24 protein-coding genes are annotated in these 25342 nt (G+C 43.0%); 17 read left to right on the top strand and 7 right to left on the bottom strand.

All coding sequences use genetic code 11. From position 1 onward, the window contains the following. Positions 1 to 30: 30 nt before the first annotated feature. The 5 genes from acpP (at position 31) to EHO59_RS08155 (ending at position 3561) form a co-directional block, all read left to right on the top strand. A complete protein-coding gene (gene acpP, locus EHO59_RS08175) occupies positions 31 to 264 on the top strand; it encodes an acyl carrier protein (protein WP_008594933.1) in 234 nt (77 codons plus the stop codon). 65 nt (positions 265 to 329) lie between these two features. Continuing rightward, positions 330 to 1067, top strand: coding sequence for a ribonuclease III (gene rnc, locus EHO59_RS08170; RefSeq protein WP_167882086.1), 738 nt, complete (start codon positions 330 to 332; stop codon positions 1065 to 1067). A gap of 13 nt (positions 1068 to 1080) precedes the next feature. Then, complete coding sequence (locus EHO59_RS08165; protein ID WP_135586731.1) at positions 1081 to 1542, top strand: NUDIX domain-containing protein; 462 nt, start codon at positions 1081 to 1083, stop codon at positions 1540 to 1542. Further along, positions 1539 to 2633 (top strand): 3-dehydroquinate synthase, encoded by a 1095-nt coding sequence (gene aroB / locus EHO59_RS08160; RefSeq protein WP_135586728.1) that lies wholly within the window; start codon positions 1539 to 1541, stop codon positions 2631 to 2633. Before EHO59_RS08165 ends, aroB begins: the two co-directional genes overlap by 4 nt. Before the next feature lie 58 nt (positions 2634 to 2691). Next, a complete protein-coding gene (locus EHO59_RS08155; protein ID WP_135586726.1) occupies positions 2692 to 3561 on the top strand; it encodes a mechanosensitive ion channel family protein in 870 nt (289 codons plus the stop codon). A gap of 33 nt (positions 3562 to 3594) precedes the next feature. On the opposite strand, the gene EHO59_RS08150 is transcribed toward EHO59_RS08155, so the two are convergent. Continuing rightward, entirely contained in the window at positions 3595 to 4026 is a 432-nt protein-coding gene (locus EHO59_RS08150; protein ID WP_135586724.1) for a hypothetical protein, read from the bottom strand. Between the two features lie 32 nt (positions 4027 to 4058). Continuing rightward, positions 4059 to 5483 (bottom strand): pyruvate kinase, encoded by a 1425-nt coding sequence (pyk, locus tag EHO59_RS08145; RefSeq protein WP_135586722.1) that lies wholly within the window; start codon positions 5481 to 5483, stop codon positions 4059 to 4061. Between the two features lie 101 nt (positions 5484 to 5584). Here pyk and EHO59_RS08140 point away from each other — a divergent pair, with 101 nt between their 5' ends. From EHO59_RS08140 to EHO59_RS08130, 3 genes are read left to right on the top strand one after another with little or no spacing between them, the layout of a single operon-like run. Continuing rightward, positions 5585 to 6493, top strand: coding sequence for a histone deacetylase family protein (locus EHO59_RS08140; protein ID WP_210413050.1), 909 nt, complete (start codon positions 5585 to 5587; stop codon positions 6491 to 6493). A gap of 2 nt (positions 6494 to 6495) precedes the next feature. After that, a complete protein-coding gene (locus EHO59_RS08135) occupies positions 6496 to 7311 on the top strand; it encodes a hypothetical protein (RefSeq protein ID WP_135586718.1) in 816 nt (271 codons plus the stop codon). After that, on the top strand, positions 7312 to 8415 hold the full coding sequence (locus EHO59_RS08130; protein WP_135586716.1) for a SpoIIE family protein phosphatase: 1104 nt from the start codon (positions 7312 to 7314) through the stop codon (positions 8413 to 8415). On the opposite strand, the gene EHO59_RS08125 is transcribed toward EHO59_RS08130, so the two are convergent. The 3 genes from EHO59_RS08125 to EHO59_RS08115 all read right to left on the bottom strand — a co-directional run bounded on the left by EHO59_RS08125 (position 8398) and on the right by EHO59_RS08115 (position 12755). Next, positions 8398 to 10266, bottom strand: coding sequence for a hypothetical protein (locus tag EHO59_RS08125; protein WP_135586714.1), 1869 nt, complete (start codon positions 10264 to 10266; stop codon positions 8398 to 8400). The genes EHO59_RS08130 and EHO59_RS08125 overlap by 18 nt on opposite strands. 1 nt (position 10267) lies before the next feature. Next, positions 10268 to 10738, bottom strand: a complete 471-nt coding sequence (locus EHO59_RS08120; protein ID WP_135586712.1) for a putative lipoprotein — start codon at positions 10736 to 10738, stop codon at positions 10268 to 10270. A 91-nt stretch (positions 10739 to 10829) separates the two neighbouring features. Beyond that, positions 10830 to 12755 carry a glycoside hydrolase family 36 protein gene (locus tag EHO59_RS08115; protein ID WP_135586710.1) on the bottom strand — a complete coding sequence of 642 codons (1926 nt, stop codon included), beginning with the start codon at positions 12753 to 12755 and terminating at the stop codon, positions 10830 to 10832. A gap of 107 nt (positions 12756 to 12862) precedes the next feature. Between EHO59_RS08115 and EHO59_RS08110 the strand changes: the two genes are divergently transcribed. From EHO59_RS08110 to greA, 8 genes are all read left to right on the top strand, one after another. Continuing rightward, the gene (locus tag EHO59_RS08110) at positions 12863 to 13501 is read left to right on the top strand and encodes a ribonuclease D (RefSeq protein WP_135586708.1); all 639 of its coding nucleotides are present in this window, start codon (positions 12863 to 12865) and stop codon (positions 13499 to 13501) included. After that, a complete protein-coding gene (gene radA, locus EHO59_RS08105; RefSeq protein ID WP_135586706.1) occupies positions 13498 to 14868 on the top strand; it encodes a DNA repair protein RadA in 1371 nt (456 codons plus the stop codon). Before EHO59_RS08110 ends, radA begins: the two co-directional genes overlap by 4 nt. A 10-nt stretch (positions 14869 to 14878) precedes the next feature. Beyond that, positions 14879 to 15979, top strand: a complete 1101-nt coding sequence (locus tag EHO59_RS08100; RefSeq protein ID WP_135586704.1) for an LIC10775 family protein — start codon at positions 14879 to 14881, stop codon at positions 15977 to 15979. Between the two features lie 79 nt (positions 15980 to 16058). Then, positions 16059 to 16877 (top strand): hypothetical protein, encoded by an 819-nt coding sequence (locus EHO59_RS08095; protein WP_135586702.1) that lies wholly within the window; start codon positions 16059 to 16061, stop codon positions 16875 to 16877. A gap of 280 nt (positions 16878 to 17157) precedes the next feature. Further along, positions 17158 to 17397 (top strand): DNA-binding protein, encoded by a 240-nt coding sequence (locus EHO59_RS08090; protein WP_135586700.1) that lies wholly within the window; start codon positions 17158 to 17160, stop codon positions 17395 to 17397. A 35-nt stretch (positions 17398 to 17432) separates the two neighbouring features. Next, positions 17433 to 18149 (top strand): flagellar filament outer layer protein FlaA2, encoded by a 717-nt coding sequence (flaA2, locus tag EHO59_RS08085; protein WP_135586698.1) that lies wholly within the window; start codon positions 17433 to 17435, stop codon positions 18147 to 18149. Positions 18150 to 18170: 21 nt separating this feature from the next. Then, positions 18171 to 19115 carry a flagellar filament outer layer protein FlaA1 gene (flaA1, locus tag EHO59_RS08080; protein WP_135586696.1) on the top strand — a complete coding sequence of 315 codons (945 nt, stop codon included), beginning with the start codon at positions 18171 to 18173 and terminating at the stop codon, positions 19113 to 19115. Positions 19116 to 19341: 226 nt separating this feature from the next. Beyond that, positions 19342 to 22119: a transcription elongation factor GreA gene (gene greA / locus EHO59_RS08075; protein ID WP_135586694.1), complete on the top strand. Its 2778-nt coding sequence runs from the start codon at positions 19342 to 19344 to the stop codon at positions 22117 to 22119. A 59-nt stretch (positions 22120 to 22178) separates the two neighbouring features. Here the strand turns inward: greA and EHO59_RS08070 are convergent, their stop codons facing one another. Together EHO59_RS08070 and EHO59_RS08065 are read right to left on the bottom strand one after the other, a co-directional pair. Beyond that, positions 22179 to 22820, bottom strand: coding sequence for a TMEM175 family protein (locus tag EHO59_RS08070; protein WP_135586692.1), 642 nt, complete (start codon positions 22818 to 22820; stop codon positions 22179 to 22181). 5 nt (positions 22821 to 22825) lie between these two features. Continuing rightward, positions 22826 to 24637, bottom strand: coding sequence for a M23 family metallopeptidase (locus EHO59_RS08065; RefSeq protein ID WP_167882084.1), 1812 nt, complete (start codon positions 24635 to 24637; stop codon positions 22826 to 22828). A gap of 90 nt (positions 24638 to 24727) precedes the next feature. Here EHO59_RS08065 and lptE point away from each other — a divergent pair, with 90 nt between their 5' ends. Continuing rightward, on the top strand, positions 24728 to 25288 hold the full coding sequence (lptE, locus tag EHO59_RS08060; protein WP_135586690.1) for an LPS assembly lipoprotein LptE: 561 nt from the start codon (positions 24728 to 24730) through the stop codon (positions 25286 to 25288). The last annotated feature ends 54 nt before the right edge of the window (positions 25289 to 25342 follow it).

The following is a 25342-nucleotide window of genomic DNA, read 5'->3' as shown; positions in this document are numbered from 1 at the left end:
CATACCACTCCTGTGGTACGGAGGAAACAAATGGCAGATTTCGAAAAGATTAAGTCTATTATCGTTGAGCAACTTGGAGTGGATGAGTCAGAAGTGACTCCTGAAGCACACTTTATTGATGACCTCGGTGCAGACTCTCTTGATACAGTTGAACTCGTTATGGCTCTTGAAGAAGAGTTTGGCGTTGAAATTTCCGATGAGGATGCTGAAAAGATCCAAACCGTCGGAGACGTAATTAAGTTCATCGACACTCTTAAGTCCTAATTGACTAGACCTCCGGGTTCTTACGGGAACTCGGAAGTCTCTTTCCTTCCTTTTATCAAAATCCTTTGATAAAAAAAAACCAAAAACCAGCTCAAACTCCGCCGGATCCCGAAAGATGGGATAGGCTCAATCATTTGATCTCAGATCTGGGCATCAAATTTCGGAATAAATCTTATTTAGAGATCGCATTCATTCATAGTTCTTTCAAGAACGAGAACCCAGAGTATAAAGAGCATAACGAAAGATTGGAATTCTTAGGTGATTCCGTTCTAGGTTTGGTGATCGCGAAGTATTTATTTAGAACGAACCCGAGTGCTTCCGAAGGGGAATTATCCAGACAAAAAGCCAAATTGGTTTCTACCACTGTTCTGAATGGACTGAGCGACAAACTCGGATTAATCGAATTCGTATTATTAGGCAGGGGAGAAGGCAAGGGTGATTCCCAAAAAAAACTAGGAGCGAATCTATTCGAGTCCTTGGTAGGTGCGATCTATTTAGATCAAGGAATGGAAACTGCCGAAGAATTCATTATAAAACATCTTGTCGGCTTCATTAAGGATTCGGACACCATTCGAGAGGCTACGGATTTCAAATCCATTCTGCAGGAGACCTGCCAGAAAAAATTTAAGCTTCTTCCTACCTATAGATTGATCAAAGAAACCGGTCCGGATCATGAAAAAACGTTTTATGTAAATGTATCGATCCGAGATAAATACTCCGCAGAAGGCCAAGGCCGAAATAAAAAGTTTGCGGAACAGGATGCGGCTAAACAAATGCTAAAGATCCTGAAAATTAAGTTTTAACGATATTATCCAAATGGAATTCTTTTTTAAAAAGAAAGGCTTAAGAGTGAGAGTTGCGGCTCTTATTCGGAATCGTAAGGGAGAGATCCTTCTTTTGCAGCAAAAGAAGAAGGACTCTTATTATTGGCTATTGCCCGGAGGGGGAATAGAATTCGGCGAGAATGCCGAATACGCTCTAAAGAGAGAATTGAAAGAGGAACTTTCTTTGGATGTTACGAGTGCGAATTTTCTTTTTCTAAATGAATCCATTGACCCGAAGGGAAATCGTCATCTTATTCAATTGGTTTTTTTGACTACCGTGAAGAAGCAAGACCCGACTGTGAACTTGAAAGAGAAGGCGATCACTGGCTTCGGATATTTTCCTTTGGGCGCAGTTTTGGAGATGGATATTCGTCCAGATATCAAGGAATATCTTTCTGCGGGAAAGTATAAGCCTTCTCCTTTTATTCGAAGCCAATGGGTATATGATAAATGAATCCGATCCAAGAAGTTAAGATACATGCGTTCTCTAAAGAATATAAGGTCAGCATTTATTCCGATTTTAGAGGATTGGGAGAAACGATTCGCAGGTTCTATCCGGTTTCTTCTATCTTCATTTTAACTGAGAGAAAGCTCTCTGGTCTCTTTTCAAAATTTTATAGTATGGAATTAGGTGGGCTGGGTGTTCCGGTTCATGAGATCTATATTAAAGGCGGAGAAAAGAACAAGCACATCAATCGAACTGCGGACGTATACAATCGGCTTATAGAACTGGGTGCCGATCGCAAGAGTTTGATCCTCGCTCTTGGAGGCGGAGTGGTCGGTGATTTTGCTGGTTTTATTGCTTCTACATTTCTGAGGGGAATTCGCTTTGCTCAGATCCCGACGAGCCTTCTTGCTTGTGTGGATTCTTCTGTGGGAGGAAAGGTGGCCGTGAATGCGGATCTTGGTAAGAACATGATCGGCTCCTTCTACCAACCTGAATTCGTATATGTGCCATTGATCGCGTTATCCACCTTACCGAAGAAGGAATGGAGATGCGGTATGGCGGAGATTGTGAAGCACGGTCTTCTTTCCGGCGGTGAATATTTAGAGAAAGTCCGCGCCAATAACAAAGAAGTGTATGATCATTCTTCTCCTGCTCTTTTGGAATTGATCGTCGGTTCTATTTTATATAAAGCGAATATAGTGAGTCAGGACGAAAGAGAGACCGGACTCAGAAAGGTATTGAACTTAGGGCATACGACTGCACATGCCATCGAGTCTCTTACGAATTATAAAAAATATTCACATGGAGAAGCTGTTGCAATAGGACTATTGACTGCGATCATTCTTTCTGTGCAGAAGCAAGGCTTGGATCAGAATTGGATCGAAGACTTAAGAAAGATACTGGCTCAATACGATCTTCCGTATCAGGATTCGAGCAAGTCCTCGCAAGTGGCCAAGCACACTCTTCACGATAAAAAGAATGTGGGGAGCTCTGTTCGGTTCGTTTTATTGCAATCTGCCGGTTCTCCGGTTTGGGACATTCCGGTCGAGTTGCCGGAGATCGTCCAGGCGTTTCGTTCTCAGAAGAAGATGAAGTAAAATCTAAGAATTGCCTTGATCTAGTTGAAATCAATCGCTAGTCTGGCTTCTCGCTAGTATGGAAGATATTATCCGATTACTGAATCCATTCTTCCTCCTTGGCTTAAAGGAGAGAACGATTTCTCAGGAACTGATCCTGGTCGTTTACTTCATTATAAGTTTAGTTATAGTCTACAAAACCTTTGTATTAGGCTTCGATCGCATTCGTCCTCCTGCGGACAATTCCGTTCGTTACAATAGAAGGAGAGTAACGCGTATCTTGTTCGTGCTCGTCGGAGCAGTTTCTCTTCTTCCGATCATATTCTCCGGTTTGTCTTACCTGCCTACTGTGATGGGTCTTGCCGGTGCCGGTATCGTGATCTCTCTGAAGGATATCACTTTGAATTATGTTGGCTGGCTCATGATACATGGGAGCAACGGTTTCGAAGTGGGTGATCGGATCGAGATCGATGGCATCCGAGGGGACGTGGTGAATATAGGTATTAACCGTTTCACTCTTCTGGAGATCAGCCAAGATCCTAAATCGGAACAGTCTACGAATCGTCTTGTGCATATTCCAAATCATTCAGTGATCCTTCATAAGGTTTATGTGGTGAAGGAAAAGTTCGGTTTTATTTGGGACGAGTTCAGATTGAAGCTTCCTCATGGCACCGATTGGGAGAGGGCAGAGCAATTATTAAACGGGATCCTACAAAATGGATCTATTATAGACCAACACAAGATCGATTCTACTGTGAGAGAGCTTTCTAAAAACTACTTGGTGCGTTTAGGAAAGATCACACCAATCGTCTATGTGAATGTAGAAGAAGGTGGGATCCTCTTCTCCTTACGTTATCTGACTCATATCAAGGAGAAGAGAAATCAGAGAGCCAGGATCTCCCGAGAAGTGTTGAAAGAGTTTGCAGAAGCAAATATCAGGATTTTGTAGGAACTTATAGGACGGAAAGAAATTCGGGGAATATTAATTATTCTCCGCTATTTTTCTCATGTCATGTGGTCCACCTATATTTTGGCGGATGAATTTTTGATTCCATTCTTCTTGAGAAAGCAAAGTTATATTAAAGTTTCGAGCGTCGGAGTTTAAGACTTTTATAATTTCCGAAATTAGATCCGGATGAATATCCGTTTCCGAACTTTCTAGGCAGATCGCAAATGCTTTATTGTCGCTGTGGATTACGGCGAGATATAATATATATTTAATATTCATATATATTATATCGATAACATATCCCCAATCAGTGGCCGAATCGGTTGTTGCACGAATTCCTATTTTGTATAGATTATCCCCAAGTTCCTTTCCCATCTCTTCTTCTTGGTCGCAATATCCATTCGTTATTTCGACTTGAATGAATCGGTTGGTTTGAAAGATTAAATATCGATAATACTTCTTCATAAATCATCCTCATATGTATTCAATATGAGGATCTACTTGATTTTATAAATCTGCAAGAAGTCCACGGATTTTGCCTCGCCTCCCGGCGCACCGGAAAGAATGACCACTATATCTCCTTGGACTAGCATCCCGTCTTCTGGAAGCTTGGTTTCCATATAACGGATCATGTCAAAGAAGGTTTCCATAAAGGGCATAACGTAAGGTTGCACTCCTCTATACAATTTCATCTTTCTGGCTGTCGCTAGGTATGGAGTGAAGGAAAGGATTGGAACCTTAGGCCTCATCTCGGACGTGACTAATGCAGAATAACCGCTTCGGGTGAAGTTGACGATTGCCTTGGCCTGGATGCTATGAGCAATCTCTCTTGCTGCGGAACCAAGGGCCGCTCTTTCGATCTCTAATTCGGATTTTTTAATATTCCAATGGATCTCATAGATGCGATCCAGGTTTTCCGTTTCCCTTAAGATCTTTGCCATCATCTCTGCGGATTCTACAGGATATTTTCCACTGGCGGACTCTCCCGAAAGCATGACTGCGTCGGTTCCATCCATAACTGCATTTGCTACATCGCTTGCTTCTGCTCTTGTAGGTCTCGGATTGTCCACCATGGACTCCAACATTTGAGTCGCTGTGATCACTGGCTTGCCAGCGCGATTCGCCTTGTATATAAGCTCTTTTTGAAGTACCGGAACTCTTTCCGTTTCTATTTCGACTCCCAAGTCGCCTCTTGCGATCATGATCCCATCTGCGGCATCTAAAATTTCGTCGATATTCCGGATCGCCTCCGGTCTTTCTATCTTGGCAATCAATCCTGTCTGATGCCCTCTCATGATCTCTCTGGCCATTTCTAGATCGGAGGCTCTTCGTACAAAACTCAATGCGACGTAATCTACTCCCAGGCTGAGAGCGAATTTCAGATCGAGAAGATCCTTTTCAGAAAGGGCAGGAGCGGAGATCGGGGTGCCCGGCAAATTAATTCCTTTGTTGCTTTTTAGAATTCCCCCGATTATAACTTTTAATACGGCTTCTTTGCTTGATTTGGATTCAACTTCTAGTACGAGTTTACCGTCATCGACTAAAAGTTTGTCTCCGGGACGAAGATCTTCGATCATAGCGGGATAGGTGGTTCCGATCGCTTCTGAATCACCTAAATATTCCGTGTCCGCTAAGAGTCTGATCTTATTCCCCTTTTCCAATTCGACTTGGGGAACTCGGAGTTTTCCTGTTCGGATCTTCGGACCTTGTAGATCCGCCATGATCCCTAAAGGGACTCCAGATTCGGATTCGCATTTGCGGAGTTTTTGGAAGACTTGCTTATGATCTTCGTGAGTTCCGTGGGAGAAATTCATCCTCGCGATGTCCATCCCGGCGCGGAGAAGTGCGGTGAGAATATTTTCATCTGAGGATGAGGGACCTATGGTACAGACCATTTTCGTTTTCTTTTCCGGGCTAAACATGTATGGGAACCTCCGAAAATTTGGACGTATTTAAGAATGCGATTTCGTTCTTTACGGGGCGAAACGGAAGGGTAAGCTTGGGAAAAAAAAGGCAATCGCCCTTGCGACAACAGTTAGAACGGCTCGCATTAATTTATCATCCGGAATACAATATGGATTTGGGTCCTCACGTATTCCCCGCACGTAAATACGCAATGATATACAATCAAGTCAAGGAAGATCCTAAACTTTCTTCTTTGCCTGCGCTTCAACCGGCTCCGGTTGGAGAAGAAGAACTGAGTCTAGTGCATACTCCCGAATTTATTTCGGATTTTATGAATCTCAGATACACGGACAGGACCATGTATTCGGAGCTTCCTCTCAACCAAGCCATCGTAAGAAGTTTTTGTTTGGGAGTAGGTGGAACCATTCTCGCGGCAGAAACGACTGAGAATTATAAATATGTGTATCATATTGGCGGTGGCTTCCATCATAGCATGCCGGACAGAGCGGAAGGCTTCTGCTATTTGAATGATGCTGCGATTGCGACGAAACTTTATCTGAAAAAATATCCGGAGAAGAAGGTTTTGTTCATAGATCTGGACCTTCACCAAGGAAACGGGAACGCTAGAATTTTCCAAGATGATGACTCCGTTTGGACTTTTTCGATGCACCAAGAGGATTTATATCCGAAGAAAGAAAAGTCGAATTTAGATATCCCCTTAGACAACGGCACTGGGGATAAACAATATATGTCCTATTTGGCGGAAGGTTTGGAGAAGATCCGAGCGGAATTTAAACCAGATCTGATCTTCTATTTTGCCGGGGCAGATCCTTTCGAAGACGATTCGTTAGGCGATCTGAAACTGACTTTCGAAGGATTAAAGAACAGAGACAAGATGGTGAAAGCATTTGCCGATTCCTTGGATGTTCCCGTGGTGATCATGCCGGCAGGCGGATACGCTCGCAACTTCCATGATACGGTCAGGATCCATTTCAATACGATCCGGGTTTTCGCCTCTTTAATTTAGTGATGAGTATATTTTCCGGTTCAGACAAGGCCCCCGCAGGCCAGAGCTATATCGATCCAGAGGCATTGGGTTTGATCGATGTAAATCGAGAATTCAAGACTCATTTAGGTATCGAGGATACTCTATTCAATCGCTTCTCCTCAAAAGAAGTGGAGGAGCTCCTACAAGAATCCGGCATGTTCGAGATGCTTTCTATGAGAGGGTTCCAAAAGACCCAAGTAGAGATCCATGGCATTTCGGAAGTGGACAATCGGATCTTTATCAAAACGGAAGAGAAAGAGATCCTGGTCCACATGCGTTTGAAATTCTCCGATTTTCTTTTTAAAAAGATCGGACAGTCTTTTCCGATGATCTATATAGATTGGCTTTTGAGCCAAAACGTTCGCTTGGGCAAGTTAGGCGATAAGAAGAAGTTATTCGAAGGCCAAGAATACCCTGGGCTGAACATTATGAATGAGATCACCCATTTCATTCGATTGCTTTCCGGAAAGATGGGAGCCGCAGGAGCCTTCAATATTCCGGAATATTTCCACGATGCAGTATTATTTCACAAAAATTTCAGATTCTTATCGGAAGAGAAAGAGGGAGAATTTAGAGCGATGCTCAGATGTTTTAAAAAAGAAAACCTTCGCTCTCTTTCCGGAGCGATCCACTCTGGAAAAATTCTAGATCGGGATTCTTCTCAGCCGTACACTTGGACCTACGGGGAAATGGTTTCCTGTACAAATTCGTACCTCGAAAAATCCTTGTTTGACGAACACTATGATTCTATGGTTGCCAGAATTTCCAAAACCAGGGAATTTTCTAGGATCGAGTAGATGACATCAATTACGATTAAGCCTGAAATTTTGATCATAGATGACGATCGGGATGTGGGAGAAGCTCTTGAAGTTTTGCTCTCTAAATTAGGTTATAATTCTACTTTTTTCGATTCAGTAGACAAGGGTAAGGAATATTTCGAAAAGGAATCCAATCCGATCGTATTTCTGGACATCCACATGCCTAGGACAAGCGGTCTGGATGTACTTCCTTATTTCAAAAATCTGAATCCAGCTACTCAGGTCATTATGATGACCGGAGAAAGGGATATCAATAATGTGGTGACCTCTCTCACTCATAAGGCTTCCGATTTCTTGCTTAAGCCGTTTTCATTGCAAACCGTTCGGATTGCAGTCCAGAGAGCCTTGGACTATTATACTTTGTTAAAAGAGAAAGAGGCGAGGGACGAAAGTATCCTAAGAGATCTAAGACTTGCCTCTAAGATCCAGAGAAAGATCCTCTCTGTTCCAGATCTTTCTCCTTTGGAAGTAGCCGTGGACAATATTCCTGCCTCCTTCGTGAGCGGGGATTTCTATGTTCTTTCCCGCGTTGGTGACAATTTGCTAGTGCTATTAGGAGATATAGAGGATCATGGCGTTACTTCCGGATTGATCGGACTCTTGATGACTAGCATTGCAAGAGAGGCTTATAAGGAACAAGCGGATCCTTCTCATATATTAAAAAGAATGAATATAGAATTGTCCCAGGAGATCGGAACCCATAGTTTGACTGCTGCTGTCGCAATCGTTCACTTGGACAAAAAAACTCTCACCTACGCAAGGGGAGGGCACCCATTCCCTGTGCTGTATCAATCTTCCGGCCAGTTGCTATTGAATGAAAAGTCGGGACAACTTTTAGGTATTATGGACTCCCTTGAATTTGAATCTCATGAGATCCCATACCAAGAAGGAGATATTCTTTTCCTATACAGCGACGGGTTATTGAATAATCTTTCCAGTCCACTCTTCGGAGAATTAGAAGAGATCCGAAAAAAAGGCCAGGGGATCCCGGAATTCCAAGATGCGATCCGTTCTTTTACGAAGGTGAGTCTACCTACTCGCGAATTCAGGGACGATTCCAGTTATCTATTGATCCGTCTTTAAATCTTTTTGAGCCTTTCGACTAGGTGCGTTCGGAAAGGAACCTTTTCGAATATTAAAAAATACTAATTCAGGCAAGGAGAAGAAGGCGGACTGAAGGCCGTTTTGGATCCTTTTGCCCTTGTCAAAGGGGAGAGTAAAGATACCTAAGATAGAATTTCCGAGACCCCATCCTAGATTCGCTACTCCATAAATAGGCCGCAGTAAGAAAAGATCATCCGTAAAAAATAGAAAAGAGGGATCATCCTCATTAGATCTATAAACGCTAGACGTAAGAGTATTGGATTCTCTAAAATAAACATACCACATATCGGAATTCGTACTATACATCTTTTTCAGTTCCGACTTCCGATAAGAAAACTCGGTCTCTAAATGTTTTACATGCCAATTTGTGAGAATAGTATCATAAGCTACAAAAGGAATGAAGGAAAAAGAACGATGAGGATTGATCCTTTCTCCTAAACTTTCTCTATATTCTTTTTCGTTTAGGGAGAAGTTGAGCACATCGAAAATCTCCGATGTGCAATTTCTACTAACCAATTTAAAGTTATAGAATAACTTCAAGGTATCGTAATATTCTCCTTCTTTTTTTTCTGCCTGAGAGATGAGCAGGTCTATATTCTCTTTTTCAGGAATTGGAAAAGAATACAGGAATGTTCCGCTCAGATCGGGGGATAATTTTTCAAAGGTATTTCGGATAGAAATTCCTCTTTGCATTCCCGTTCTGAGTTCCCAATCTCGATTCTCTAAGTCCTCCAGGATCTGATAATCCTCTTCGGAGATGGATTCGTTCTTGAAAATATCGTCCCTGAAATTCTTAGCAGCTTCCAAAAGGACCTTTTGACTTTGTTTTACAAATTCTTTATGTTCTTTGAATACTTCTGGAGAGATAGAGTCTGAAGTATCCGGAAAAGAAATGAGATAGTGAAGTTTTCCGGATTCTATACTCTTTTCTAAGACGAGCAACCTGGCAAGATTTACGATTGCAGGATGTCCCCAATCAGGCGCATCTTCTTCGAGTAGATCTACAACAGAGGCGAAAATAGAATCTTTTAAAACGGTTAATTTCAGTTTCTCTTCGGGAGATAGAGGATAAGATGCAGAGCTAAACACTGTATCTTGGTTTAATCGGAATTCTCCGTCCAAGATCTCTAATACGGAAAGTTTTTCCAATTTTGGGATGAACCAGGATGAAATTCCTCCCTTGTAAAAAGGATAGGTTCCTACTTCCACTTTGGGAAGAAGAGAAGAGATCTCGAATTTTTTCTCCAAAACGGAATTGGATAATTCCGATTTGAGTTCCGATCTGATCTTTCCTAACCATCCCTTTCCCTTTTTGCGATCCAATTCCTCTCTTAGTTTTAGTAAGATATCGGAGCGGTTTCCTTCTTGAAAGTAGCCGAGACTTTTGATGCGGATGCTTTTATTCGGTTCGGAGATCTCTTTTAAAAAGGAAAGATCTCTTCGAATAGATTCTAAATTTTTTAAGTGTTTGAATTGGATTACGGATACTTTTTCAAATCCGTCTCGGATTTTTTCCAATTCCGCTTCCGACATTTGGATCTTTGCGATCTTACTCGTTCGATTGGAATAAATATTATAAGAATAAGAAAATCGATCGTAGGATTCTTTTACGATTCTAAAAATCCCGTCCGGATAAAATTGAAAATGAAATACTGTATCTTCCATCCGGACTGCGGAATGTCCTCCGCTAGATTGTCCTGTATTCGCATCCACATAGATGAAATCGAAACTGGGATCTTGGGATAAAAGAGAAGAAAAAGGAAGAATGAAAGAGAATAGAATGCATACACGGCTTGGGAATCCAAGCCGTGAAAAAAAAGAACGTTTCAAATTAGAGAGAAAGATAACCTTTCTCTAATGCCTTTGCAAAAGAAGGGCGGGAATTTGCGATTGGTGCCGCGAAATTCTTGAACTGCTCGTCGCTGATCCCTGCTTTCTTAAGTCCTCTTCCGATAGAAACGTATGTGTCTTCGGAACTTCTCCAGTTGATGACTCCATTCTTAGCAGCGATTTCTGCTAGATCGGATCTGAATTCAGAAGAAGGTCCATTTTGAAGATGGAATAGTGTCAGAGTCTCCACTTCTTTTTGGTAAACTTTCTTCTGAGCCGCCTTGTCTGCCGAAGAAGAAGATACAGAAGATAGGACCGAAATAATGGATTTGGAAATGCTATCCAAGGAATCCGAAGATTTAGAAATCGATTGAGAAGTGGAAGTGATGATGTCTAAGATGAAACAGTTTTGAAACCCGACAAGGCCGAGTAAAAGCACGCTCACTCCTAGGACTTTTTGGAAATACTTCATTGATATACCTCTTGGCGGCCCTTTCTCGTTTTAAACAGAGAAGAATGTTTCAGGCACGCCGGGCCAATTTTGAAGTTAAATTCAAAGAGAGTCAACTTTGTTTTCCGGAATGAAGGGTCACCGTAGACCAAGGCTCTAGGGTAATTTGTAATAATTTTTTTCTAGAATCTATTTCCAGAGACTTCGGAGTTTCTCCAGTCCAGTAATCCACCGTATTTTTTTTATCCCAAGGAAAGAAGAGAGAAAGTTGGATCTCCTTCTTCTCATCGCTTGGATTCCAAATACCTAGGAATCCTGCAGGATTGTACATCGCATTCGGAAAAAACTCTGGACCCAAACCGATAGGAAGAGGGGTCTTAGTACGGCATTTTGCCTGCAAGTTCAAGGCCTTCTGCAGAAGGGCCTGTCTCTCCTTGCTCAGAAGTGCAAGCTCGTCGGATACGAATAGCATTCCTCCAGAAACGGACATGATATTCGCCATGATCTTGGTCTGGCCTTCGGTCATCTTATTCTTCTTTTGGCGGACCAATAAACAGTCCGGATCATTCAGCCAGAGAGTTCTGTGCATCGAAGAACGAGTGATATCGTTGATCAGTGCTCTTTCCGTGCAGAGTCCGTTCCTATCCTTGGCAAGGATCCTTACTTTTTCTCTATACCAGAAAGGCGCTACATCGCAGGAAATTCTCATCGCATCGAAGAGCCCGATAGAGGGAAGCATCGGCGCTCCGCAGCCAAGCAAAAATACATCCTTACCTGCCGCCTTTCGGATGAGACGAATTGCCTCCATGTAACGAGTATGAGGAGAAAGATCTCTATCGTAGGTCCAACCGGGAAGAAGAGCAGAATACAAGAAGTCCAATTTCAAATATTTGTATCCGTATTCTTTTACAAAGGTGCGGATCACATTCGTGAGAAATTCCTTAGAGGCAGGATGGGTCACATCTAAAGTGTAGGTATAGTCTGCTCCCCAAAGTGGATTCCAGAGTGCTGGGACTGGATTGCCATCTCTATCTTTCAAGACTGCTTCCGGGAATTTCTGAAAGAATTTGGATTTTTTGCGGACTAAGAAAGGAGCAAGCCAGATCCCAGGGATCAACTTTTCGGATTGGATCGCATCGGATAATAATCCCATCCCACCAGGAAAACGATCGTTTGTTTCCAACCAATCCCCGATCTCTTTTTGGTATCCGTCGTCGATCTGAAATACTTTCAGGCCGAGATTCTTGCTCCTAAGTTCTTTCAAATTTTGTAATATAATCTTTTCGGAAATCTTAGTATAATAGTGATACCAAGAGCACCAACCCGTGGGCACAGGTGTCTCCGGAAGTTTCACTTTTAGGTTTTTGCCTAGTTCAGCAAAATAGCTCTTTAAGAAGACAGCTTCTTCTCCAGTGAATCTGGAAACGCGGATTTGAGTGAGTGCGAGTTTATTTCCTTTAAAATCTTCAAAGCGAAAGAAATCATAAACTACTCTGATATCTCCCGTCAGAATTTCTGAGTTCGTTTTCTTGGAAGAAGGATTGGTGATAATCTTGAATTTGACTCCTTCTTCTCCTTTAGAGATCGCTCCCGCGAAATATTTGCTTCCTTCTTCTTTTGGAAGAAGTAGAACATAAGCCTCCGAGATCCAGTTGCCAGGTTCTGCTGCATGTTCCGAATAAATGTTTTCTTGGGAATATTGTAAGAAGGAAAGCTTAGGAGAAAAGTCCGGATCCTTCAGATCTTCGGAAGCGGAGAGACTCCAGGATTGGTATCCATGGCGAAAGATCCTTCCTTCCTTGATCTCGTGAGAGGGAAGTTCCCACTCTAAGGTCAAGAGTTCCAAGCCTGCTTGTGGTCTGCGCTCAGCGATCCATTCTAATACGGGAGAATACGTGGATTTTCCGGCAGATTTTACTAATTTAAAATAAAACTTATAGTTCCCACAATCGCTTAGGCTTTCGGATTTCCCGGGAGCAAATTGGAATTGTGATTTTCGTTCTTCTTCGTAGATACGAGTGCGGAGAATAGCTTTCATTTTATGACGATGGTTTCCATCTTCCAAAGATAGAAAAGGAAAAAAACCAGGAAGGAAAACGGACTTTTCTTGCGGACCGTAGATCCGATTCTCATTATTTTGGCTTTATGGCATCCAACAGACCGACTACAAAACCCGATCTATTTCCGGGAGATCTTTCTGAAGAAAGATTCAAGGAATATCTTGCAGACGATCATTTATCTGTGGATTGCGAAATGATGGGTTTGAATCCTAGAAGGGACCGTCTTTGCGTGGTCCAGATCTGTGATTCTAAGAATCGAGTGAGTCTTGTGCAGATCCTGCCTGACCAAAAGGATGCTCCTCGTCTCAAGCAATTATTCGAAAATCCGGAGATCGTGAAAGTATTCCATTTTGCTAGGATGGATACATTATTTTTACGTTATCGACTTGGAATTGCTACTAAGGGAGTCTTCTGTACAAAGATCGCTTCTAAATTGGCACGCACATATACTGATAGGCACGGACTCAAGGATCTGATCCGAGAATTCTTTGACGAAGTTTTGGATAAGAAAAACCAATCCTCGGATTGGGGAGCAAAGACTCTAACCAAGGATCAGGTTGATTATGCTTCCGGCGATGTTCTCTTTTTGATCTCCTTATCCCAGAAACTGACTCAGATCTTGATCCGAGAAGGAAGATACGAACTGGCTCAGGAGGCCTTCCTTTGCCTTCCCGTTTTCAACCAAATCGATTGGTTGGAAATGGAGACTCTCTTCGAGCATTGAAGAAGAAGCTCACAAAAGTTTTTCTGTGCCAGTCCTGCGGGCAGGAATATTCCCGTTGGGCAGGCAAATGCGATTCTTGCGGCAAGTGGAACACGATTGTAGAAGAATCGGGAGGGGATCGTTTCTCTTCCAGTTCCGCTTCTTCTTTTAAAAAGACTGCAAGCTATAAGGATCCTCTTCCTATAGATTCCATTCCTGCGGACAATACCAAGCGGCTATTAACGGGCCTATCCGAAATGGATCTGGTCTTAGGCGGAGGACTAGTCCCCGGAAGTTTGATCCTGATCGGAGGAGAACCAGGAGTAGGTAAGTCCACCTTGGTCTTAGAGATCAGCCGAAGTCTGATCTCTAACGGTTGCAAAATTCTTTATATATCTGGAGAGGAATCCTCCGCCCAAGTGGGACTTCGGGCGGCGAGAATGGGAGTCCTTTCTTCGGATCTGCTTCTTTCCTCCGAGACATACGCGGAGAATATTTCAGCGATGATCGAGGATGTTTCTCCCGATCTAGTCTTTGTGGATTCCATCCAAACCCTTACAAGAGAAGCTCTTCCGAACCAAGCAGGAACTGTTACTCAGTTGAGAGAATGCACCCAAGTTCTTTTAGAGACTGCAAAGCGTACTGGAATTCCAATCATCATGACCGGCCATATCACAAAGGATGGCGCTATTGCTGGTCCTAAGGTATTGGAACATTTGGTGGATACAGTTCTTTATTTCGAAGGGGACAAGCTAAATTATTTTCGCTTATTAAGAGCTGTTAAAAACAGATTTGGCGCCGTCGGAGATCTGGCTGTTTTTGAAATGCTGGAGTCCGGACTGAAGGAAGTAAAGGACAGGCAAAGAGTCTTTATCAGTTCACTGACTGAGGGAAAAAGCGGTTCAGTCATCAGTTCCGTTTTAGAAGGAAGCAGAGCTCTTAGTGTAGAAGTGCAAGCCTTAGTCAGCAGAACAAATTATTCCCAGGCTCGCAGAATGGCAGAAGGTCCGGACACCAGAAGATTGATCCTTCTTGCTGCAGTGATTGAAAAGTATCTAGGACATACATTATCAGAATGTGATATATTCGGAAATCTTGCAGGAGGACTGCAGATCGATGAACCCGCCTTGGATCTTGCGATCTGTGCCTCCATTCTTTCTAGTTATACGGAGAAACCGGTAAAGTCGGGATCTGCAGTTATTGGAGAAGTCGGTCTTTCTGGAGAAGTTCGATCTGTCGGGCAGGTTTCCATTCGTTTGAAGGAATTGAAAGGAGTCGGGATCGAAAGAGTGTTCCTTCCTAAAGGAAATCTTTCCGAACTCGAAAAGATCCCAGGACTGGAGATCATAGGCATCAGTTCTTTGCGGGAATTGGAAGGTCTTTTTTAAGATCCTATCTATGTGGCTTCTCCGATTTCTTTCTTCTCTTGAAAAACACCGGGCGATTCTATTTTCATTTTTTATCTTTCTATTGATTTCTAATGAGGCGATGGCTCAGGAGAAGGAAATTGATCCTCTTTTGCGCCAGCCTTGGTTTGCAGATCAGGATAAAAAAGAAGAACTGTTGCACAACAGGTTGCAAGGTGCATTCCGTCTGAGCGAACACTATGTTTGGAAGACAGACTCTCGTTCTCGAAATTACAGATTCTATAAAGACGGTCATGTGGAAATGATCCTAGATCGGCAATACAAGGAAGTGTTTCCGAGTAGATCCGAATTAGATCTACACTATAGTGAGGCGGAAGGTCTTCAGAAACATGGCAATCCTTACTCAGCAATCCGATTGCTCAAAGGTTCCATGTATTGTTACCGTCTTAGATATGGAAAGCTTGTGCCGGAAGCGTTTGAAAAAACTGCAAAGCTTCTTGGAAAATTTCTAAGTCAATACTCACACAAGGAAAAGGAACTCCAAAGACTGACAGATCCATTCGGTTGTTGGGATCCTTCCGTGTTAAAGATCAAGAGCAATGATTTCGCTTATTCATTCGATCTGAGTTCAGATTTTGCGTATTTATTTCCTGACCAGGACAAAGAATACTCTGGAGAAGATCCTGATTTTCTTTGGCAGGTCCATAGATTTCACAAAAGTTTTCCTGTAGAGAACGAACCGGATACTTGGGAAAAAGAATATAGAAAGAGTAGCGAAGGATTATTGTTCTTTCGACCGGATCGTATTGTGTTTACGATCGGAACCACATTGCATTATCATCCGCAAGCATTCGATGCACAAAGTTATTATAAGATCTGGGATTCTCTAAGAGGAATTAACCAAAGAACGATGAGGGAATTGAATTATCTGCGAAAGAAGGAAGGTGATTCCTATCGTACGGACTTTGATTATGTTTCCCCAGACGGAAGAAAGAGTAAAATCGTGGTCTTGGAAAGATTTTATTTAAGAGGCGGAAGAGGGATGCTTTTTTCTTTGGCCTATCCGCTTAGATTAGAATCCGAGGCTGCAAAAATCTGGAGTAGATTTTCTTCTTCAGTCGTCGTAGAATAAGAAAAACGACGAGGTCTTATCTGGGAATATTTTCGGTGAATGCCGACTCTCTGTAAGATCTTAGGTCGAGTGATAGAACATGCTCGCGTTAGTAAAAAATTGGGAAAACCAAAAGCCAAGGAGACCGGATCCTCCCTGGAAACTATTAGGGCTTGGCCTTCTATTTGTTAATGGAATGGCGGCTTTATTCCTTCCTGTAGGTTTATTCGGAACCGTGTTCTCGACGATTTCGTTTTTAGGACTTTTGTTTTTACCCTTATTCTTTCTGACTCTGAAGCTTACTAAGTTTTACGGAAATACGATCTTCTTCGCATTATTCTTGGGATTCTTATCCGGACCATTGTCTGCACTCTATTTAAGCCATGCATTCGGATTCTTCTTAGGATTGCAAACCCCGGAACAGACTATCTTGCAGGCAGATTCGGGGATCTTAAGTTCAAGGATCTTTCGATTCACAAATTCCAAGTTCTTATATAAGTATCAGCTTCTGAAGACGGCCATCCTGAAAACCAAGGCTCCCGGTTCTATTACGAAACCTTTATATTTTCATGTGGCTCCTTGGGTGGCGAATGACTGGAAAGAAGGAGAGCAAGTGCATGTCTGGGCTGCCTGTCCCCAGCTCTCAGAGAAAGTTTGCGATTGGGAGAAGCAGAATCCCAGGGTAGGAGAGTCTCTGTCCGCATCCGGATTGTATTCCTATTATTCGGAGGCGGTCCAGGATGCCGGGAAGAAATACGGATTTGCAGTTCCCCAGAGCCCAAAGATCCTACTTCCGATTTCAAATCCGGAAGGAGTTTTGGTAAATATGGGAATTTTAGGAATTTCCGGACTTCTCGTTCTGAATTATCTCTGGATCATCGGGGTGATTATCTGGAGAAGAAGACTGTCCAATTCCTAAATTCCTAGTTTTCCCCCGATTTATGTCCCAATTCGATTGTACAAGAGTTCCCACATTGAAGGTTGGGCCGAAAAAGACCTTGTCCAGAAGGGAATTTTGTGTTGGGTGAGTGAATTGCGCCCCGGAGCGGGGTACCACCACTCCGGCCCCCACCCAAAGCAGGGTGGGGAGAACAAAACTCGCGATTTTTTCTTTAACCGCGCAAAAAACTTTTTACTTGGCTAATTTTGGAACTTCGACTACCGATATTTAAACACAGAGACGGGAAGGAGAGATCTATTTGGACCCCGAGATCCTAACGGAGAAGGTCGCTACTCAGAACAAAAAATTTCTGGTCGATCTGAAACGGAACGAAAACGGATACTATTTAAAAGTTTCCGAATGGTCCAATAGCAAAAAATCCTCTATATTCATTCCAGCCGAAGGTGTTGGCAGAATGATTGAGGTTCTTCGCAAGTTCCAAGACCTGATTCAGGACGGAGAACTTACCGAGGCAGACTTTCCAACCTCTCGGAATTAGATAGGATTGCACTAAATCTTTTAGGAGATATTCTCATGGGGAAAAAGAAGTACTTTTTAGCTACCGTTCTCTTTTTCTTGGCTTTAGCCGGTACTTCTGGCCAGCAACAGCCTGCTGGAGGGAACCAAGGCGGCCAAGCGGGCCAAACTCAGGATCCCCTGGAGAAAATAATACTCGAGAACTTCGAAGAGTCTGAGGACTGGAGAGCCAGGTCTACGACTCCTCTGGGCGAGACAAAGACCCTCAAGATGGTCCAAAGAGGACTGATCAGAGACGTATTCGACGAGAATACTGTTCCTGATAACGGGGGAGATCAATTGGAGAAGAACCATATACTTGGTATCAAGACCTACTACACTGATAGAGGTTTTGACAGAGTAGAAGTTTTCCCTCCTCATGAATATGTGATCAAAGGAAAAGCTCGCCAAGTTTCCGTTTGGGCCTTGGGAAGAAAGTTCCGTCACACTCTTTTCGTGAAATTGAGAGACTATAGAGGAAAGACCCACAATATCAGAATGGGTCGCTTGGACTATTTCGGTTGGAGAAAACTGACTGCGACTGTTCCAGGATTCGTTCCTCAAAGCACTCGATTCGCATTATTAGACAAGAACCTTAGATTCGTATCCATGTTCGTAACGAGCGATGTTCACGAAGTGGGAGGAAGCTTCTACTTTTATGTGGATGATTTGGAAGTTCGCGCCGATAAATCTGATACGAAGTATCCTGGTTCTGAAATCAAGGACAACTGGTGATCTTTCGGTAGGGATTGACGTATGAAAAACCTCAGCAAAAAAATTAGAATTACCGCAGCACTAGCCTTGGGTGTTTCCACGATCCTTCTCTTGGGAACCGTTAGCGCTCAATTTATCAAAAAGAAAAAAGGCGGGATCGAATCTCCTACCGGTATCGACGTGAGTGGAATGGAGCTTCGTTCCATCACTGTCGAATCTTGGGACAATCCTCCTTCTTCTGCTCCTTACGGTTGGGAAATGACCACCGACAAGGATACTCTTGTTCCACAAGGACAGACTGCACAATACCAACCTGCCGCAGCTAACGCTCAGGCATTGAGAGAAGTGAAACTGATCCCTGGAAAACCGGGAGATATCAAGAACGTAGACGCAGGCACAGGAAAAGTATTAGGAGTGAAGTTTGCCTTCACCTTCCCAGGAGATAACTCTGTATCTCTTCGCCCTCCTCGCACTACTGAATACGAGATCACTCGTAAAATGGCGTACCTGGACGCGAATAACAAACGCAAAGAGTTCAAGATCTACGGGGTAGAATTCCCAGGGATCGTGAAAGCAGTATCTGTATGGGTTTGCGGACGCGGAAACGAGTACAACTTAGAAGGTTGGCTAGAAGACTGGAAAGGCGATTCTCATATCTTCCAATTCGGAGATCTGGACTTTATCGGATGGAGACCTCTGACTTTCGAGATCCCTCCTGGAGTTCCTCAGGACGTAAATTCCTTCCCGCAAGTGAAGACTCTCGTGTTCAAACAGTTCAAGATTCGTTCTCGTCCAGATACAAGTGGAGAGACCGTATACTTGTTCTTCGATGAGTTAAGAGTTCTTTCTGACGTATTTGAAGTTCACTTTGACGGAGCTTCCATCGATTTCGATGCGGATGACTGCCGTTCTAAACGTAAGCTTGACAAAATGTTAAAAGTCAAGGCTGAGAAAGAATGTGAGGGAGCAGGAAACGGTAACAAGTAATACCGAACATTCCCTTACTTTCGCTCTCAAAAACGCGGGTTTTCGCCCGCGTTTTTTATTTCTACCCTAAGTAATAAGAGAAATAACCCCTGGCTGAGTAAGCCCAAATTCTGGTTTACGGATAAGCCTACGCTGCTATAATTGATTTAGAAAGGGCTCCAAAAGACAAAAAACCGCCCATCCGAACCTATTTTTGAATGCCGAGCTCATCGGCGGAGTAATTCCTATGTCTAACGAAACTGCGACAACCGCGGAAACAAAGCCTGCCAGCGAACTGGACAAGCTGACTTCTCTTTTTAACGAGGAGATCTATGTACGCTCCGACGCAAATTCCATCCCCGCCTCAAAATTTAAAATATACGACGATCTCATCGATTCATTCAATTCCGCAGGACTTTCTGATTCGGCAAAAACTAAAATAGAAGAGCATCTAGCCGATCATCCGGAGAGCATTTCCGCTCGTTATATGTTAGGACTTCTCGGACTGCAGAAGGGAAGTATAGATGCAGCAAGTTATTTTAAAACTCTTTTGGATTCATTCAAGCAAGCTGCTAAATGGGTCATTATAGAACATATCACCGACAATATTCTTAAGTTCGGTGAAGATCGTTATGCTCTTCGTTTCAAGGCAGAAGCTCTTGAAAAACTCAAGAAAAACAAAGAACTCAAACCTATTCTCGAGAAACTTGCAAAGCAAGACAGAAAGAATCCTGAGATCGCAAAGAAATATGCGTTAGCTATCCTTGATGAGAACAAGGAAAAGGCAGTTACTTATCTTAAGCAAGCGCTAGAGACTTTTGCTAAGACCAAAGATTATGATCAGTTCGAAGAGATCTGGTCTATTTTCGTAACCAATAGCTATGACGATATTCAGTTCGTCGAAAAGATCGAACGTATTCTTCTAGGACATAGAGAAAAGACTCGTTTAGCTGGATATCTTTATCCGTTAGTCGAGCCTTTCAAGATCACAGAAGATTGGGACAGAGTGATCTATCTTCTGAAAAAAATCTTAGATCACGAGCCTGTTTCCAATAAGGCACGTAACGAACTCATCCGAGTTTATAAACTCAAGTATGCAAATCACAGCTTGCTTGAGGACTTCCTCAAGATGTCCGAGCTTGGAAATAACAGAAAGCCTGTTAAGGTCTGTATTTCCAACTTCGAAAGAAATATCGTATTCGATACAGGTAACTACGTTCTTCATAGAAATTGGGGAGTAGGTAAGATCGTATCTATTTCGCCTAACGGAGATTCTATCTTTGTAGACTTCAAAGATAAGAAGAACCATAAACTCTCTATCCAAATGGCTATCACCAGCCTTAAGCCTTTAAAAGGCGATCATATCTGGGTAAGATTCTACGAAGACAAAGGCTCCGTAGTGAGTCTCTTTGAAAATGATCTACCTGGCTTCTTTAAAGAATTATTAACTTCTTTCGAAAACCACATGCTGGTCGCAGAGATGAAGGCTGAGATCGCCGGCAAATTCATCCCTGCTGCTGACTGGTCCAAGTGGTGGAATAAAGCCAAGAATGTGATCAAGAAAGAGGACAACTTAGGCTTCAATCCTAAGAAGAAGGACGAACTCTGGTACAGAGAGAAGCCGATCACTTACGCAGAAGAATTAACTGAGAAATTCAACGCGAATACCGATCCTTCTAAACGTCTGGATATCGCTATCGAAGCGCTTCGCAACAAAGAAGAAGCAGAAAGTGCAATCGATACATTCGCTCATCATTATTTCGAAGAAGAGCAAACTCACGATTCTTTCCGTAAGATCGTTGCGTATCTGTATTTAGAAGAAGTCGCTTCCACTATGGAAGGAGAGGACGGAAGTCCTTACGATTTCCAAAGATTCCAGAAGCAAGACGATGTTTCTAAAATCGTAAAATCTCTGAAGAGAGAAGAGGTTTTGGAAGCTTCTGCAAAGATCACCAACTTGGATATCAAGAAGTCCTTCGTGGATCTGGTAAAAAAATCTCACTCAGATTGGGTGAATATCCTGGTTGGACTTCTCTTCGAGGTTCCTGTTAAGAATAACAAGTATGTCGTTTCCGTTCTGGAAGCTGACGGAAAATTTGCCGAACTGAACTTGTTCATTGAAACAGCTTCTACCCGCGCAAAAGAGAATCCTGAAGTGTTCCTCTGGGTCGCAAAATCCATTCTATCCAAAGCTTGGGAAGAAGAGTGGATGCACGTTTCTAGACAAGATATGATCTTGAGAGTGCTTCGTCTTCTCAAACCTCTAAACAAGATAGAGGAGAAGGGAACTAAACTGAAAAATACCTGCCAAGAGATCCTTTTCGGAAATGAGGCAGCGGTGATCAGCGAGGCGATCCAAAACGGAGACTCCGAATACATTCGCAAAGTATACGCTCTTTATAGAGAAGTACCTTATATCGAAGAAACCGAGAAGGACAAACTTCTCTCTTTGATCCAATCCTTGAAACCGGACCTTATCTGGGAAGAAGAGGATGATGATGAAGAAGAAGAGGATGTTCTTTCTAGAATTCCTGAGAACGCTGTGCTCGTTACTCGTCGTGCTCTGAACTCGAAAAAAGCCGAGTTCGATCATCTTGTAAACGTAGAGATGCTCGAAAACTCCAGAGATATCGGAGAGGCCCAAGAAAGAGGGGACTTAAGAGAGAACGCGGAATACAAGGCTGCAATGGAGCGTCAGGTTCAATTGCAGGCTCAGATCAAAAAACTCGAAGCGGAACTGAAAGCTGCCGTAGTTTTAGATCTTTCCAACGTGAAGACAGACCGAATCAATATCGGAACAACTATCAAGCTCAAGAACGAGACTAGCGGAGAGGAATTGACCTACTCCGTTCTCGGAGCTTGGGACGCCGATACGGAAAGAAATATCATTTCTTACCAGTCTCCTTTGGCAAAATCCCTTTTAGGAAAGAAAGTGGGAGAAACCGCTGCGTTGAATTTGGGAGGAGCAGAAACCAAGTTCAAGGTATTGCAGATTTCCCGTTACTCTTTGCAAAACCAAGACTAAGCTTAACTCGCTTAAGATACTTGAGAAAAAATCCCCGCTTTTCGCGGGGATTTTTTTGCCTATAGTTTCTTATTCTTAAATCTGGGAGCGATCGCATAATTTAATTGGATCGCAAAGGTAACCAAGACACTTAAATAATTATTAATAAAGCAGAGAGCTGCTGCAATCGCATACATTGTCTGTGCAGTAAGGATTCGACGGGTTTGGGCATGATTGACTTCTGCCTTGTTCGGGATTTCCGGATCGAGAAAATCCTTTTTATAAGCATATCTCCAATGCAGATAAACCGTAGCTCCTAACGCAAAAATATTTAGCCAATAGATCCCGATCGCCATTTTATAATGCATGTATTCGCTTAATAGAGAAGTGGAGAAGGGCAGCAAGGAAACGAATAATAAATACAGAATGGAAAGCCAGGTGAGATGCCGATCGCTTCTTACAATAAACGTGTACTGCACGGTATGAGCCATCCAGAAGATCCCAAGAGTCACGAAACTTAAGAGATAGGACAAAAATTTAGGTGCTAATGCAATCAGAGCAAAACATAGATCCGCTTCGGAGTGGATTGCTTCCTTTAATGGAACCCGTATGTCCAAGACCAAGAGAGTCAATGCAACTGCAAAGATTCCGTCGGCGATCGCTTCGCTTCTTTGGATCTTTTGTCCTGCGAGTTGGTTATAGTGAGTATGTTTTTGAAGCATTCTTCTTAAAAACGGATCAGGTCCGTAAACCAATCCGAAATATTTCCGGCTCTATCCTTGATCCTAATTTGTAGTAAAAGATTTCTTTTCCAAGAAGAGAACGTTTTAGGGATCTTTACGATAAGCATTTTTCTATCTGAATCAAATTCGCCAGGATAAGCTTCTCCTTCGAGCAATACTTCAGCTCCTCCTGCGTATCCCGAGCCGACATCAGTAAGAGAATATAATCTTTCTTCCCAACCTTCTTCTTCTGCGCCTTTGACTCTTCTATGTCTGGTGATTAGATACGGATGAGTGATCGTAGGACGAGCATCGTCTGTGAGTACTGCCAAGGCTCCCAGTCTAGTCAACATGGCTGACTGTCCCTTTTGCTTAAGTGCAGACCACCGTTTCGCAGCTCTGTCGTAAATATAGATCCCATCCTTTCTTCCCAAATTGATCCCTTTCCAAGTCAGTTCCGCTTCTCCCACCCAGGAAAGATCGGAGGATTCTAATTCGTAAATAGAGGACTTGGACTGCAACCCTTGTGGAAGCTTCAATTCTTCGGTTAATGCAGGAATCTTTTTGAAACTGAGGGCTCCTTGTCCGTAGGTAGTTTTTGCTGGAGTCTTGATCTTGAGAAGTCCATCCGGAGAAGTAAATTCAGTTTTTGTAATGGAGGATTTCTTTGTTCCCGGAGCTCCCACTTCTATCTCCAAGGGAAGAATGGACTGATTTCCTGCGTGATCGGATGCCTTGAGGGTTAGAGAGACTGTTGCCCCAACCGGATGTAATTTTAGATCTACGCTCGGTCCTTTGGGTGGAAAGAGATTGTAAACATAAACAGGAGGATTTAAAGAAGAGCGATTGGAATCGAATATATCTTGATGAGCTCTTGCTTCTTCGTAACTCATTCCTTGGAAAGACCTTTCATACAAAGAAGTATCTCCTTGGTAGAGTCCTGCAAAGAATAGATTATTTTTATTGCGGGACGTCATCTGGTCATAGGCACCGATCCTGAATCGAACTCCTCCTCCCAAATTCAGTTTCTGTCCTTCCGGAAGTCTATATTGACCTTCTGCCTTCTTCTCCAAAGGTAATCTAAGTTGGGTTCCGTCTTCAGAATCTACATAGAGCAGTAGTAACTCAGGCGGATACTGATCCTTCCCCCGTAAAGGAAGATAGGAAAGAGGATTCAAGGTCCCACTGGGAAGATGCAATTCGAAATGAAGATGGCTGACCCCAGTTCCTGATTCTCCTAATCTTGCAACAGCTTCTCCCTTAGGAATAGGATACTGGCTTCCTGCAAGTTTTACTTGAAATTCCCCGCCGCTCAAAAGAGCCAAGGCCTCTCTCAGTAATTCCAGATCCTTTCTATATCCTTTGAAGTCGAGCAGGTGAGCAAACTTTGCTTTCAGATTAGAAGAAGAAGACTTTAAAACGATATTTGTGCCGTAGCCTTTTGTGGACTGCCCGATAGAATCTACAAATCCACTTACGGGAGAGATCGCAGAGATCCCGTTTGCATGAAAAGTCTTGAAATCACAGCCCATATGCAAGTGATGCACTCTGTATTCCGCATAAGAACCGGAGATAGGAGTTTCTAATTCCATAGGAAATCCCAACTGATTCAGATCGTTCAGAACTTCCGGATTCAGATCATCCCATACATTCTTCTTGTTTGTAGGAACTCCAGTAGCGGAAGGAGGAGAGAGCGAGGAGAGTTTTGCTCCCGTTTCTCCTGTTCTTGCTTCCCTCAAAGGAAAGAAGATCGAAAGACCAAAGATCGAGAGGAGGAAAATTGAATGCCTGCCTTTCTGTTGGAAAGATTTTCCCATTTGCGAATTCAGATTCGGTTCCTCGAAAATGTAAAGCCCGAATCCTAGAAATTTTCTTGCAGCCGGGTCCTCTTGGAAGAGCCTGAAGATATGCGGTTTTTTTCCTGCCTTTTACTCGTCTTTTTCTTCGGCTGCACTTATTTTACCAGAGAGCCCGGGAACCCTCCTAAGATAAACGGGATCCCCATCCCTGACGAAAAGCGTACCGTTTATATTCAGAACTTTCGGAATAATTCCTACGGGATCGCTATGCATACCCAACTTTCGGATCTAGTAAAGCAAGAGATCAATTATCGGGGAAGATTCATCCAAACCAGGGAAAAGTCCCAGGCAGCATATCGCATTTATGGAGAGATCAGTCATTACCAACAAGTCGGTGCTCTTTTGGACCAAGGGGGGCAGCAGTTGAGTAGAGAAATGACTGTGATCTGCCGGGTTGAATTGCAGAAGGCTGGGGGAGAAAAAATTCCCTTAGAAAGAACTGAGATCCCTGCCAGAATCATCTATTCTGATCAGGTCGGTTATATAGAAACAGAAGGCCAGGCCCAGACCCGACTTCTTAAGATTTTAGCAGTTCGGGTCGCGGAAGAATTGGAAAGAGCCTGGTATTATTCCATTGCCGGTAAGGTAGATGGAGACGATGAGGACTGATCTCTATTTCAGTTTCTGAAATGTAAATTCCACTTGATAATTCTCACAACAGGA

The sequence above is a fragment of the Leptospira semungkisensis genome (assembly GCF_004770055.1).
Lineage (GTDB): Bacteria > Spirochaetota > Leptospiria > Leptospirales > Leptospiraceae > Leptospira_B > Leptospira_B semungkisensis.
This window is presented reverse-complemented; position numbering and strand designations above follow the sequence as displayed.

Excerpts from the sequence above, each read along its gene's own strand:
- EHO59_RS08110 (WP_135586708.1), top strand. The coding sequence starts at position 12,863 with ATGGCATCCAACAGACCGACTACAAAACCCGATCTATTTCCGGGAGAT.
- pyk (WP_135586722.1), bottom strand. The coding sequence starts at position 5,483 with ATGTTTAGCCCGGAAAAGAAAACGAAAATGGTCTGTACCATAGGTCCC.
- EHO59_RS08095 (WP_135586702.1), top strand. The coding sequence starts at position 16,059 with ATGCTCGCGTTAGTAAAAAATTGGGAAAACCAAAAGCCAAGGAGACCG.
- EHO59_RS08070 (WP_135586692.1), bottom strand. The coding sequence starts at position 22,820 with ATGCTTCAAAAACATACTCACTATAACCAACTCGCAGGACAAAAGATC.
- EHO59_RS08115 (WP_135586710.1), bottom strand. The coding sequence starts at position 12,755 with ATGAAAGCTATTCTCCGCACTCGTATCTACGAAGAAGAACGAAAATCA.
- EHO59_RS08165 (WP_135586731.1), top strand. The coding sequence starts at position 1,081 with ATGGAATTCTTTTTTAAAAAGAAAGGCTTAAGAGTGAGAGTTGCGGCT.
- flaA2 (WP_135586698.1), top strand. The coding sequence starts at position 17,433 with ATGGGGAAAAAGAAGTACTTTTTAGCTACCGTTCTCTTTTTCTTGGCT.
- EHO59_RS08150 (WP_135586724.1), bottom strand. The coding sequence starts at position 4,026 with ATGAAGAAGTATTATCGATATTTAATCTTTCAAACCAACCGATTCATT.
- acpP (WP_008594933.1), top strand. The coding sequence starts at position 31 with ATGGCAGATTTCGAAAAGATTAAGTCTATTATCGTTGAGCAACTTGGA.
- EHO59_RS08130 (WP_135586716.1), top strand. The coding sequence starts at position 7,312 with ATGACATCAATTACGATTAAGCCTGAAATTTTGATCATAGATGACGAT.
- aroB (WP_135586728.1), top strand. The coding sequence starts at position 1,539 with ATGAATCCGATCCAAGAAGTTAAGATACATGCGTTCTCTAAAGAATAT.
- greA (WP_135586694.1), top strand. The coding sequence starts at position 19,342 with ATGTCTAACGAAACTGCGACAACCGCGGAAACAAAGCCTGCCAGCGAA.
- EHO59_RS08065 (WP_167882084.1), bottom strand. The coding sequence starts at position 24,637 with ATGGGAAAATCTTTCCAACAGAAAGGCAGGCATTCAATTTTCCTCCTC.
- lptE (WP_135586690.1), top strand. The coding sequence starts at position 24,728 with ATGCGGTTTTTTTCCTGCCTTTTACTCGTCTTTTTCTTCGGCTGCACT.
- EHO59_RS08155 (WP_135586726.1), top strand. The coding sequence starts at position 2,692 with ATGGAAGATATTATCCGATTACTGAATCCATTCTTCCTCCTTGGCTTA.
- flaA1 (WP_135586696.1), top strand. The coding sequence starts at position 18,171 with ATGAAAAACCTCAGCAAAAAAATTAGAATTACCGCAGCACTAGCCTTG.
- EHO59_RS08135 (WP_135586718.1), top strand. The coding sequence starts at position 6,496 with ATGAGTATATTTTCCGGTTCAGACAAGGCCCCCGCAGGCCAGAGCTAT.
- EHO59_RS08100 (WP_135586704.1), top strand. The coding sequence starts at position 14,879 with ATGTGGCTTCTCCGATTTCTTTCTTCTCTTGAAAAACACCGGGCGATT.
- EHO59_RS08120 (WP_135586712.1), bottom strand. The coding sequence starts at position 10,738 with ATGAAGTATTTCCAAAAAGTCCTAGGAGTGAGCGTGCTTTTACTCGGC.